Annotated in this window: 6 protein-coding genes; 2 read left to right on the top strand and 4 right to left on the bottom strand. The window is 38.2% G+C overall.

The annotated features are described in order from the left end of the window. Window positions 1–221: 221 nt before the first annotated feature. From AAEU29_RS07945 to AAEU29_RS07935, 3 genes are read right to left on the bottom strand one after another with little or no spacing between them, the layout of a single operon-like run. Window positions 222–2,654, bottom strand: a complete 2,433-nt coding sequence (locus AAEU29_RS07945) for an ABC transporter permease (protein ID WP_421972817.1) — start codon at window positions 2,652–2,654, stop codon at window positions 222–224. Then, the gene (locus tag AAEU29_RS07940; RefSeq protein ID WP_421972816.1) at window positions 2,651–3,391 is read right to left on the bottom strand and encodes an ABC transporter ATP-binding protein; all 741 of its coding nucleotides are present in this window, start codon (window positions 3,389–3,391) and stop codon (window positions 2,651–2,653) included. Before AAEU29_RS07940 ends, AAEU29_RS07945 begins: the two co-directional genes overlap by 4 nt. 10 nt (window positions 3,392–3,401) lie before the next feature. After that, a complete protein-coding gene (locus AAEU29_RS07935; protein WP_421972815.1) occupies window positions 3,402–4,658 on the bottom strand; it encodes an efflux RND transporter periplasmic adaptor subunit in 1,257 nt (418 codons plus the stop codon). 282 nt (window positions 4,659–4,940) lie between these two features. On the opposite strand from AAEU29_RS07935, the gene AAEU29_RS07930 reads away from it, so the two are divergent. Next, window positions 4,941–5,507: an excalibur calcium-binding domain-containing protein gene (locus tag AAEU29_RS07930; protein WP_421972814.1), complete on the top strand. Its 567-nt coding sequence runs from the start codon at window positions 4,941–4,943 to the stop codon at window positions 5,505–5,507. A 77-nt stretch (window positions 5,508–5,584) separates the two neighbouring features. On the opposite strand, the gene AAEU29_RS07925 is transcribed toward AAEU29_RS07930, so the two are convergent. Next, window positions 5,585–6,577 carry a YncE family protein gene (locus AAEU29_RS07925; RefSeq protein ID WP_421972813.1) on the bottom strand — a complete coding sequence of 331 codons (993 nt, stop codon included), beginning with the start codon at window positions 6,575–6,577 and terminating at the stop codon, window positions 5,585–5,587. 684 nt (window positions 6,578–7,261) lie between these two features. Here AAEU29_RS07925 and AAEU29_RS07920 point away from each other — a divergent pair. Then, on the top strand, window positions 7,262–13,340 hold a 6,079-nt coding region (locus AAEU29_RS07920; RefSeq protein ID WP_421972812.1), incomplete at its 3' end, for a DUF4214 domain-containing protein.

Raw genomic sequence — 13,340 nt, 5'->3', positions numbered from 1 at the left:
CTATACCAATTGCATTAATTAGCTGGTTATTTATTGCGACAGAGAAATGGCTCAGAAACAAGGCTTATAATTCGACATGTAGTTGTTCTACTTTAGAATTTTAAAACGCAGTTTATGTGTCATTTAACTCGCTAGAATGATCAAATAATTAATAAAATTGGTATTAGCCCGCTAGGTTTTCTTAACGGGCTAAGGCTAGAGGTATTAACCCCAAATTGAGGTTAATTATCTCTTAATGCTGCCATTGGTTTTGCGTTAATTAATTTGCTCATTGGGAATAATGTGGCAAACAAGGCAAAAATCACAATGCTTATGGCAGTTATACTGAGCCATAGCCAATTGAGAAGCAACCAATTTGCTAATTGTGTTTTAAACAACATGTACCCACCTACCATCACCACTAATGCGGCAATAAAAGCAAACGCTAAAGGCAGTAAGGTGTCTGACAACAATTGCTGATACAAACGCTTGCGTTTTGCACCGAGTGCCATTCGCATACCGTATTCGTAGCGACGCAGACCTAGGTTATAGCTAAGTACACCGTAAATACCAATACCTGCAAGTACTAAGGTAAAGAGAGCCAACACAATGCTTAAGCTTAATGTGATTCGTTCCATATGAACCATTTTGGCGTATTCATCTTCCAGAAAATCGAACTTCCAAAGGCCAATGCGACTATCAACAGTACGCGCTGCCTGTAACAGCTGCTCTCGGTTTAAGGTTTTTCCTTGCTCCATTTGAATGATTAAGCCAAATGCATACGGCTGTGCAGCCCACCAAAAGTGACGGCCTTGGTGTAAATCAAAAAACTTAGGATGATTAAAGTTTTCAGTAATTCCGACCACTTCAACAGGGTTTTCAGGATCAAAACTTAAAAACTTTTCGCCAACTAAGCTGCCACCAGGTTTGAGCATATCGTTAACGGCTTTTGAGACTAAAAACTCGTGCTTCTCACCGCGAATAGCAGCTTCACTAAAGGTGCGCCCCTCAATAATTTTAAGGCCTGTAATATCAAAGTAATCGCGGCCAACCCAAGCTTGTGGAATAAAGACTGTTTCTTTACCTGACATATCTTTTACTGTGCTTGAGCGAAGTCCGTCGTTTACTGGGCTGTCGCCGTGGCCTACCTTAACAACACCATCGATTTTTGCTACTGCTGCACGAATTTTTTCTAAGTCATTGTATTTTTGTTCGAGAGTTCGCTCTCTATCGTTGATAAAGAGCATGGTGCTGTAGCGGTTATCAACTTCACTGCCAAGCGGTCGTAACAGAGTTTCTAACGTTTTGTTTAATGCCATGGTGGCACCAATTACAAGGGCCGTTGCTAAAAACAGTTGCAGCGCAATTAACAGCTTTACAGTACTGCCTTTAATTTGGCTTACGCCGCCTTTACCTGAACTTTGAATTTGCGTTCTAAGCTGGCCAAAGTTGATTAATCGGCTGGTAATAAAAGCAAATAACCAAGCAAATACCACACAGCAGATTACGGCAGAAGAGACTACGGTAAGATCGAGATTAATGGCGCTAACAAGTGGTAAATGACCTTCACTTAAAAACTTAAAGAGTTTGATACCCCAAGCCGCAAAAAATAAGCCCGCAAGTGCCGATACCACCATCAGCAGGCTTGATTCCACTAAAATGCTGGTAAATATTACGCTGCGTTTGGCACCTAAAACAGCTTGCAGTGCGAGTTGTTTGTGCTTAACTACGGCGCGAGAAATAAACAAGTTACTAACATTTAATAGTGCAATCAGTACTAGGCTTACTACGCCCACTAACATAAAAATTGCTAACGTATCGTTGCCGTTAAGCTCTTTTTCGCGAAACGGTGTAACAATTGGCACAATGTCGTCAACTTCATCAAACTCTGCTTTCCAATCACTTTTTATTTCCAAGATACGTGCATGCAAGTAGGCTTTGGTAGATTCAGGAGTTTCACCTGCTTTGAGCGTACCAATAAGTTTTAGGCTACCAAATAAATTCCACCACGGGCTTGGGCGATCTTCATTATAAAAGCGTGAATCACCGCTAAAGTGAAACCATAAATCACTTTTACTGCGGTTAAACATAAATGGGTTTGCGTAGTCTTTAGCTACCACGCCAACAATTTTATATTGGCCATGAACGAGTTCGATTGTTTTCCCGATTGCACTTTTGCTGCCATCGAAATAGGTTTGCCAAATTGAATAGCTGATCAGTACTTCGGTACTTTTATCATCAAGGCGTTTTTGTGGTGATAAATGTTGGCCTGCAGCAAGTTGCATATTGGTAATGTCGTAATAGTCGTTGCTGGCAAAGGTCATATTTAACTTTGGCTGACCCGGCAAGTTCATTATTACGTCTTCACCAATGTTAATTGCGGCGACTTTGTCAAAATTGTCGTGGTTGTTATACCAGTGAATAATCGACTGAAAGCTTTGATAACCTGGGCTATTTTTATCGGAATAGACGTTGTCTTGTTCCACTACCACTAAGCGCGCTTCGTCATCGACATTAAGTGGTTTTATAAAGTAGCTGCTAAATAAGCTCATCACTACAAAAAAGCAGGCAAGCGTGAGCGAAAGAGTGAGCACAATGGCGCTGGTAAACCCTGGCGCTTGCAGCAGCGAACTGCTGGCATGTTTTATTTGTTTGGTTAGGCGTTGGGCACTCATGCATGCGCCTCCAACTGTGTTGTTACATCAACCGCTGACACGCTTTCTTTGCCAGTATTGAGCACTTTGCCATCGAGCAGTTTTACTTGTTTTTTGGCGTAGCCTGCATAGCGCGGATCGTGGGTTACCATGCAAATGGTAGTACCTTGTTCGTTTAGTTCGGCAAGTAACGCCATTACCGCATCACCATTTTTCGAATCGAGGTTACCCGTTGGTTCATCCACTAATAAAATGCTTGGGCTGCCAGCAAGGGCGCGTGCAATCGCAACACGCTGTTGCTGACCACCTGATAATTGATTTGGTTTATGTTTTGCACGATGATCAATCTCCACTTGCTTAAGTGCAGTATTCACGCGGGCATCTATGTCAGCTTTGCTTAAAGCGGGTTCGCGATACAACAGCGGCAGCGCTACATTGTCGTAAACACTAAGCTCATCAATTAAGTTAAACGATTGGAAAATAAAGCCAATATGCAAATTTCTGAGCTCTGCAAGGGTATCCATATTAAGGCTGCTGGTATCAACACCTTCAATTTTATAGCTGCCGCTGGTGATATCATCAAGCAGCCCCATCACGCTTAAAAGGGTTGATTTGCCACAGCCTGATGGGCCGCTAATGGCAATGTAATCACCTTTGTGAATTTGTAAGTTGATATCGCTTAATGCGTGAGTTTCTATGTCGTCGCTAAAGTATATTTTTGACACATTAGTCAGTTCAATTACCGGTGTATTTTCCATGATTGCTTCCTTAATTATTTGTAATCGTTATTGTTTGCAAGTGTTTAAAATCAGAACTGTCTGAAATTACAAGGGTGTCACCGGCATTTGCACCTGAATTGATAACAATGTTATCGCCGGCTAGTTTACCAAACTCAACTTGGGTTTTAACCAATTGATTGTCGGCAGGGTTTAAAATGAAAATATGGTTTTGCGTATCGCCACTTACAAAGCTTGGACGACGAACATAAAGAGCGTGATTAAGCTCGTCGGTGACAATATCACCTTCAATGGTGAGCTGTGGGCGGGCATTGCTTGGTAAGGTGCCGGTAAGTTCAAGCTCTACAGTAATGCGACCATCGCTGACGATTGGGTTAATACGATTAACCACAGCTGATACCGTACCTGCGAAGGTGTTTACGCTTGCTTTTTGACCGACTTCAATGCGGCTTGCTTCGCGCTCTGGCACATTTAAATCGGCAAGCAGTTGATGCTCACTGCCGACTACTGCAAGTGGTGCGCCCATTTGCACAGATTGACCTTGCTCTACATTGACCGCTTGCAGCATGCCATTGATACCCGCGGTGACGTTGAGTTTATCGACATCCAATTGTGCTGCATTAAAGCTAAGCTCAAATTCGCGCATTAATTCGCGCTCAACTTGTAAGCGTTGGTTGTGTAAATCACTCGCTTGGCTAAGCTGCTGTTTGGCAAGAGAAACGCGTTTACTCAGTTGTGATACCGCTAATTGCGAGCGTTTGTAATCTAGGGTAGAAACAATGCCTTGCTCAATTAGTTTTTGCTCTGCTTCTGCGCGCAAATTGGCGTTGGCAAGTTCGCTTTCAAGCAAAGTTAGATTTGCTTCAAGGTTTAGCTTTTCACTTTTTTGGCTAAGCTTTAACGCTTCGAAATTTGCTTTTTGACGAGCAAGCGTTAAACGAGCACGGTTTAGTTGTTGCTCAAGCGTGGGATTTGAAAGGCGTAAAATCACCGTATCTTTTTCAACGCGGCTACCCGGTAGGTGAAATACTTGCTCTACTTGTGCTTGATAACGCGCAGTAATAAAGCGGCTGTATTTAGAGCGCAGTTGGCCAAACCCCGACACCGTTAACTTAAGTGGTCCACTACTTACGTCTGCAAGCAGTAACTCATTACGGTTTATGTTTGCATCCCCATCGCTAAAGGTGGATGCAAACCCCACTACTAAACTGAGCGATAAAATAATCGCAAGCGGCATTGGCCAACGTTTCTTTTTATTATTACCTGCAAGGCTTTGTTTAATATCCATCTGACTAACTTCATAACTTTTGATAGTTTAGCTATAGCGAACGCTGTGCCATAATTTAAAGTTAATAAAATCAGTTGTTTACTTTTTTTTATTAAAGTTAGGTTTTCCCTTGAGTGGGAATGGGAATTAAAAGTGGGAAAATTAGGAAGACGCTTTGAAGCTCATAGATGTGATTGCTACTTTGTAAATACTATTTAATTTAAACTCTTAATTTTCAATTGTTTAAATTCATATAAGTGACTATCATAACCGTGTTTTTACTTTTAATAAGGATGTTGCTAAATGCGGGGTAAGCTTGTTGTATGGAAAATAGATAAAGGTTTTGGTTTTATTGAGAGCGAAGGGAATCAAATTGAGCGCACCTTTATACATATTTCAAGCCTTAAACACATGTCCAGAGAGCCTAAAGTTGGTGATTTCATTCATTTCGATATTGAAAAACAGAATGATGGTAAGAGCAGAGCAGTAAATTGTCGCATCGAAGGAGTCGCTGCAAAAAAAGTTGATTTCTCCCGTAAAATGAAAAGTGGCAGGAAGCCATCTTCGCTTTTGAGCGTGTTAATAAGTATTGTACTGTTAACCGTTATTTTAACTTCTTTATATGATAGGTTTAGTGCGCAAAACACAGTGGTGGAGAAAGATAGTTATTTTCAAAAACCAAATTTAGTTGAACCTTTTGAGGCTAAAAGAGAGCCTAGCCGATTTAAATGTGATGGGCGTCAATATTGTAGCCAGATGAATTCACGAGCTGAAGCCGTTTTTTTTATAAGAAATTGCCCAAACACAAAAATGGATGGTGATAGGGACGGAAACCCTTGTGAAAATGACAGCCGTTTTCAATTACTCTGAACTGCAAAATTGAGTTCTTTCTGCTTCTAAAACTTCATAAAAGGCTAGCTACTTCGCTAGTCTTTTTTTATCCAAAATCACTCCAAAACAATCGGTGAAAAACCAATACCATCAGGGCCGTTACCTGTAGGTAGTTCAAATAAGGTTTTCCCGCTCGGAATATCTATCGCGAGTAATTTGTTTTTGCTGTAAGCCGATAAAAACAAAGTGCGATCGTTAGGGTGAAAGGTAACGCCTTTTGGCCCGATATTATTGAATGTGATTTGGTGTAGCTGTGTTTTATTTACAGCATCAAAAATCGTTAAGGTATTGTTTTTGTAATCAGGAACAACGGCGTATTTTTCATCCTTTGTGAGTAAAATACGGTAAGGAAATTTAAAGCCCCGCCATTGCTTAATTACCTTCTCGGTTGATAGATCAAAAACATTAACTAAGCCATCTTTATTGCTGCCGACCCAAAGCTCAGTGCCCGATTTATTAATGGTGATAGCTTCGGGCGTTTCAGATGTGGCAATTGTCCTTAATAATTTGCCCGTGTTTATATCCATTTCAGAAACAGTATCGTCATGCATATTGGGCGTGTAAACGCGGTTGTTAGCATGCGCGAGTGCGACCATATGCGAGCCTTTTTGAAAAGTGTTAATTGCTTTTTCAATGTTGCCCGAATCGATATCGACAATTACCACCGAGTTTGAGCCTTCTGCGGATACTGCAACCTTATTTGTACCTATTAAATATAAAATGCCGTGGGGGTAGGGATGTTTGGCAAGGCTGATGGTGTTAGTCGCTTTTGCGGTTTTAATATCGAATATGGTTAAACTGTTACCGCCATTGTAGTTAGTGACAACTGCTGTGGTGGCATTGTCATTTATGGCAACTTCATGAGGACCTTTTCCGGTACTTTGAGTGGCTTTGATTTGACGACTTCGTAAGTCGATAAAACTCACCGTGTCTGCTTTTTTATTTACCACAACTAACGTACCTGAAAGCGAGTCATCGTTTGCCATTAGGCCAAAACTTATTACATTAAGTGTGATGAGTATGGCTGTTAAATAATGTGATAACGTCATCGCCTACCTTTGCTATCCCCGTTTAGTTTGAGGTTAGACTAAATAATAAACACCTGAATAGCAAAAAGTACCTTTAAGAAATTTTAGGGTTTGCAAGTTGTATTTAGTGATTTTGCTTTAGCATTTTTATGTCCAAAGTTATTACGGCATATTTTTTGATAGGGTTGATATGATCCATTTCCTAACTGATGTAATCGCAAATGTATTTATAGGCTGCTGCGACTTTATGACTCGCTAAGGTTGCTTGAAAACTAAGATTTAAATGTATTGATAGAATATTAAATCCAAGTTTAAAGTTTTTTGAATGGGGGTAGGTCCACACTTAGGAGTGATATTACCGGGCTTTAATGTTTGAGTAGCTCTAGGAGTAGAATCTAGAGTAAATTGATAAACCATTGCTATAAGATAGCAAAATTAGAACGACGTTATTGAATTTAGTGGATTATTGTAACTTATTTTAATGAAACTCGATGGACAAAAAGCCCACTTAATCAAGTAACTTCTTCATATTACTACTTACTATTGTCAGGGTTATTTCAATACTGCAATTGCGACTTTTGGTACTTAAGTGTTGATTTTATATTCCTTTACATGCGTTTTAGATATTCTAATTGACTCCAAACTAATGTAATATTCGCAGCTTTAATTTCAAATAAATCAATTATCTTTAAAACGGATTACATTATGCTCAAAAAAGGAATTTGCTTATTTCTACTTTGTTTGGCAATCACTTTCCAGGCAAGTTCGCAAGAACAAAACATCCATGAATATTTTAATGTTGTTCAAGGGAATCAAGAAAGAGTATCAAATTACTCCTTGCCTAGCGATGATGGTAATTTTGTTGCCTTTACAACTCAAGAGTATGATTATGAGTTAGGTAAACATAAACCTTATTTGTTTTTGCGAGATCGCCGAGCTGCGAATTTTCAAGAACTCCCTCTGCCAAAGGAGGTGACAGGTGCTTTATTTGGACTTAATTTATCTCCAAATAATGAAAAGCTATTTTTTATTGCAGATGATGATTTTGTTTTAGATGACACCAATAATAAAAATGATATTTTTAGTTTTGACCGCGCTACCCAGAGTATTGAACGAATACTAGGCTTTGATGGTGAACAGTTAGATCTTGGTATTGAGAATGTTTGGCTGCTTAAAAAAGGTGGCTTTTACTTTTCTTCAAACGCAACGAATATTTTAGAGGAAAAACAGTCAACTACGTTGGCACTATACTTCTACAATACTGCGACTGACAAAATTGATTTAATAATATCTGATTTCTCTCAGCTAACTATTCATGATTTATCCGATGATGGTGAGTATTTATTATTAAGTGGCAAGTCAATAGAGCCGTTCATTGAAGCTAACTACCTTTATCGCTACACCGTATCTTCCGAAAGTATCATCAGATTGGAATATTTCCCAGGGCAACCTCACTCTTTCAAGTATAGATTGTCAGGAGATGGAAATAAGGTTATTTCCTTCCAGTCAAACTCGAAATATATTTATTTAAAGGACATAAATGAAGCCGGTTATGATGTTATTCCGAGTTTATCTAGGATTGAAGAGATTAGAGATGTAAATTTCAGTGGAACGGCTGTAATTTATCAAACAGGTTATACATATAACAGCACCCCTTACGGGTATAGTAATCAGCTCCATTATTTTGATTTAGTCACGCGTGAAGAGTTGTCTCTAAATGGTAATGCTTCGTCATCTGTGAATAATCGAATGGCACTTTTTTACTCAGATAGTGTCGTTTTTCAAGGTCCAAATAGGTCTTACTCGACAGGATCGTCTCTGTTAGAGAGGACTGATTTAACTGAAATGAGGAAAACGACGGTTTTAGATGTTTCAAAACCATTAGTTTCGACTAACAAAGTTGGAGCGATAGAACTCGAATTTGAAACTCATAACTCGCAACATGCCGCTATTTTTGTAAAAAAAGAATCAGAACAAGAATCGCGACTTATCACTAGGGTTCGTCCATCTGAAAGCAAATATACTTTTAAACCTGAAACGGACGATTACTATCAAATAACGATTAAACAATGTAACCGTTATTTTATTTGTAATTCAGGTCAAGTAACTGAAAATAAAGCGCTATTACCAACGGGCAATATCACGAGTATTGATTATATTGGTAGTAATAAATTTCAATGGCATCCCATTGAAGGTGTGACTGAATATAAAATTCAAAGTATTGATTATGATGGTAATGTTCTAAATTCTGTATCTGGGGATAATTCAACTAATTACTACGTTAGAAATCAAAATAATTATGTATACATGAAGGTGCAACCATGTGCATTTAACCTGTGTGATGAGTATTCTGATTGGCTTGAAATTGATGTAACAAAACAACTTAACCAACTAAATGTAAAATACAATTATCATCTTGATAAAATTGATGTTTCCTGGTTAAAAGCCGAGGGCGCAGCCTATTATCACGTAATGCATAAAGAACAGCTCTTAGCTACAACAACTTCAACAGAATTTGCTTGGAAAAATTTTGCAAAATATTCTAACAGCACCGGCGATGTAAAGACATTGTATGTTAAAGCCTTTAATCAACATGGCGAAGAGATCGCAAATTATTCAGGCGCTTTAACGCTTTACTATTTTGGTACAATTAATGTCGATTTTAATATTGTTCAAAAAGGCCAAAATGTTGTCATAACCAAAAGGAATCTCCGTTTAGGCACTGAGGCACGTCTTTTTAAGCGTTTTGCTCCATTTGCAAAAAAGCAACTTATCCATTCCTTTACAAATGATGGGAGCGATAAGACTCATTTATATGAAGATGCTTTGCCTGATGATGCTTCAGTAGTTTATTACAGTTTAGAAGTGTGTAACCGAGAAAGTTGTGATGAATCTGAGATTGTTTTTAATGTAAATACATCCCATTTGGGCATTGATTTCAACTTTAATGTTGAGCTTATTGAGGCATCGTCACAAGCAAAACTTACATGGGATTTATCAGAGTATGATTTTAGTGAAGTAGAAATATTTGTTAACGGCAGCAAAAAGAGAACATTAAAAAGTTCTGAAAATGCGTTCATTGTGCCAGTTAATATGGGGGCTGAAACGCAATTTCAGTTGCGGGCAAAGCAACATGGACATTATGTTGAAAGTGGTGTCATTACTAAAGTTATGCGCCTTAATTCTGAAAACCTGGTACCACCTTCCGATGTGCCAAATTTAGAGGCAGATAATGACTACTATTTTAATAAAATAGACTTCAGAGCGCTCGATATTTCAAGTGTTGAATCTAAATATTTAAAAATTTTTACTGAGAATGAACAAGGTGACTTCGTTTTATTTAAAACAATAGAACGTTCAATTTATTCAACAAGTTCAGTGCTTAATTTTTCTATTGATTGGTTAAGAGAAGGGACCCAAATAAATGTGCGAGCACAGTGGTGTAATTATATTGGTTGTGGTCCATTAAGTGATGTAATTACAGGAACAACATCTTCATCAGATATGGTGCCACAAGCACCAACGATAACGAGTATATCTTCTACTCAAAATGACAAAGATGTTCGATTAACTGTCAATGTGCAGGCTGTTACAGGTGCTGATTATTATGAAATAGGAGATCGCACTAGTGCTGTTGGCTCTTCATATTCGCGTGAAAGGCGAACACCCCCTAACTTTGAAATGAACCAAGAGTATAACAAGTCGGTTTATTATGTTGTTCGTGCTTGTACAGCGAAAGGGTGTTCTGAATGGAGTGAGCCTGAACTATTTTACTCTGGTAAAACACCAGAAAACTCAACGTTTAATCTAGCTTCAATTAATAGTCTTAGTTATAGCGACTACAATAACACTGTTAATATACAAATAGATAGACCAAATAACACCTTCAACTATAAGGTGTTAGTATCTACTTCTGTTGACGGTGTAAAACAACCAGTTGATGAAGGCAGTTATTATTTCCATTTTGCCAATCCTATTCGCGGGCAGAAATATTATTTTTGGGTAGAAAGTTGTTCATCAAACAATGCTTGCGAGTTATTTTCATCACCTAGGCGTTTTTATTTAGAAGCTTATCCAAGTGAGTTACCTCCTCCTGAAATGCTTGCTTCAAATGACGAAATTAAGGTGATTAAGCTAAAGCCAGCTAGAAAAATCGATTGGTTAGAATATCGTGTTTCTTACATCTCTCCTCTTGATGGTAGCTTGATGGAAAAAGTACTGCGAAATTATGGCAACTCCATACATTTATCGCTGAATCCAAGCTATCAAAACACCACAGTTAAATTTAATGTAATGCAATGTATTCAAAATACAAATACTTGCTCTGATGTTATTTCGATTAACGGAGTTGGCCTTTCCGCTTACACAGATAGGATTGAAGATGTGGCCAATGCAGCGCCTTCTAATGTTAATGCTAAATATGACAGCTATGCTGGTAAAAATAATGCATTTTCATTTAAAAATTTGCGAGTTAATCAAAAGTTTTACACTGGCAAAGGGGTTGAAATAGGTTTTAATTTATATATTCCAATCTCTGCCATTTCTTCTCTAGGATGTAATGATATATTTGCGATTAATAGTGATATGCCAAATTTCACAACTTTGTCATCGGCGACATTATTTAAAATTGCATATGTATCTCCACCAACAAATTACTCAAATAATTGTGGCTCTTTGTCTGGAGATAGTTATTTAGTTGATTCATTTAATCTGAATATTTTGAATAAAACGATTATACCAATTGATAGTTTGCGTCATGAGACATGGCATAAGGTAAAAATCACTCACTTTGAAAATGGTCAATTTAGTCTTTTTGTTGATGATGAGTTGGTTTATCAAGGTGTTGTTGATGCTGAATTAGACAAATATTTTAAATATTTTAAATTTGGATCAGATGATAATGGTCGAGTGCTGTTTAATGACTTTTCTATTAAGGCTAGAGAGCCATTATCCGCTTCACATATTAGACCTACATACTTTCAAGAACAAATGTATGCTTATCAAGACAATAAGGTTGATTTTCGTCTAAATTTAAGAAGAGATGATTTTGATTTAGTAAAAATTAAAGCTTTCTCTCAGGTTAAGCAAGAAGTAGTTTTCGAAAAAAGTCTTGCTAAATCTGAGCTGAAACCGGAATCAATTGGCTATTCAACGTTGATTTCAAATGACCATTTGGGTGCATTTAGGATACTTGTAAATTATTGTTCTGCTAATGGGCTCTGTACTGATTCAGATGTTGAAGAAAGGTCCCTACATTACTCGCTTAGTAGTCCTTCAATTACCTCAATTCAAGCGTTAGAAGCAACAGGAAAAATTGCATTATCTTGGAATGCAGTAACAGATGCTACACATTACAAGGTTTTTATTGCGCCGCCCAATGGAGGAAATGGAGTCCTAGCTGCAACAACAAGTAGTCTCAACATTCAACTTTCAAATATAACAAATACAGTGTCAGTGTATTTAAAAGCATGTGATGAGTATATATGTAGTAATTGGTCTCAGCGTGTCCAAATAACGCCAAATTTAGACTCGGATGGGGATGGATTATCAGATTTTCTTGAGAGAAGCTTAGGTACAAATTTATATAACCCTGATTCGGATGGTGATGGTTTACTTGATGGAGTTGAGCATTTAGAGCTTGGAACAAATCCAACAAAGCCTGATTCGGATGATGATGGTGTACCGGATGGTCATGATAGCTATCCTCTTACGAATAATGATACCGACAGAGATGGCTGGTCTGATGACTTAGAACAATATCTTGGTTTAAACAAGAGTAACCACTCAGATGCTTGGACAGATTCAGACAATGACGGTCGACCTCTAGTATTGGAATTTTTGGAATCTAAGAATGTTGAAATCAAAGATAATGATGTTCTAAACATAAGTCGGGATTTAGTGCTACAGGCTTATGTAGATACGATGTCTTATAGGCATTTTCCAGTAGCATATTTAAAAGATTTAGGTGCTGGTAACACCGAGTTAGACAACAAAATTGCAGAAGTTGAAGCTGGAACGTTGAGCCCAGCAGCGCTCTATCATGACTTATTATTAGATTCTAACTCAGACTTTGCTTTGATGGGCTTTATCGGTAGAACCTATAAAGCGGTGCTGGATAGAGAAGTAAACCTATCAGGGGCAACCTTTTATCGAGAAGTTTTAAGCACGGGGCGAATGACCCAATTAGCAATGGTAACCAATTTTGTTAATTCAACGGAGTTTACTAACCGCTATGGTAATGACTTAAGCAGTGAGGCTTTTGTTACCTTAGTCTATCAAAACGTATTAGGGCGAGATCCTAATACGAATGGATTAGCTTATTGGGCAGGTCGTTTAGATGCAGCAACAATTAGCCGTGCGCAATTAATGCTGAACTTTATAAACTCAGCGGAATATACCACGACGCCATCGACGGAGAAGGACTCAGAGCAGCGGGTGCGTGTATTAAGCTTAATTTTAAATAAACGCGCATTAACAGAAAGTGAAGTGACAACCTATACAACGTGGTATAAAAATGATGCAAACGGGCTAATGTCGTATGTTAAAACCTTGTTAGGTAATCGTGCATACTACTTACGCCACCAAACAAGTATTGATATGAAAGTGGATACTGACGGTGATGAAATTCCAGACATTGTTGAATTTGTTGAAGGCAGTGATGGTCAGATTTCGAATAATGACCCAGTAAACAGTGACAGTGATTTTGTAAGACAGGCTTACCGTGATTTATCATCAGAGTTCTGGTCTATTGATGGCTTAGTTACGAAAGCGAATGCTGTAGGAA

It is taken from the genome of Pseudoalteromonas aquimarina, from assembly GCF_049257255.1.
Lineage (GTDB): Bacteria > Pseudomonadota > Gammaproteobacteria > Enterobacterales > Alteromonadaceae > Pseudoalteromonas.
This window is presented reverse-complemented; position numbering and strand designations above follow the sequence as displayed.

What these genes read in the sequence shown, in the direction of transcription:
- AAEU29_RS07925 (WP_421972813.1), bottom strand. Translation starts at nt 6,577, where the DNA reads ATGACGTTATCACATTATTTAACAGCCATACTCATCACACTTAATGTA.
- AAEU29_RS07930 (WP_421972814.1), top strand. Translation starts at nt 4,941, where the DNA reads ATGCGGGGTAAGCTTGTTGTATGGAAAATAGATAAAGGTTTTGGTTTT.
- AAEU29_RS07935 (WP_421972815.1), bottom strand. Translation starts at nt 4,658, where the DNA reads ATGGATATTAAACAAAGCCTTGCAGGTAATAATAAAAAGAAACGTTGG.
- AAEU29_RS07940 (WP_421972816.1), bottom strand. Translation starts at nt 3,391, where the DNA reads ATGGAAAATACACCGGTAATTGAACTGACTAATGTGTCAAAAATATAC.
- AAEU29_RS07945 (WP_421972817.1), bottom strand. Translation starts at nt 2,654, where the DNA reads ATGAGTGCCCAACGCCTAACCAAACAAATAAAACATGCCAGCAGTTCG.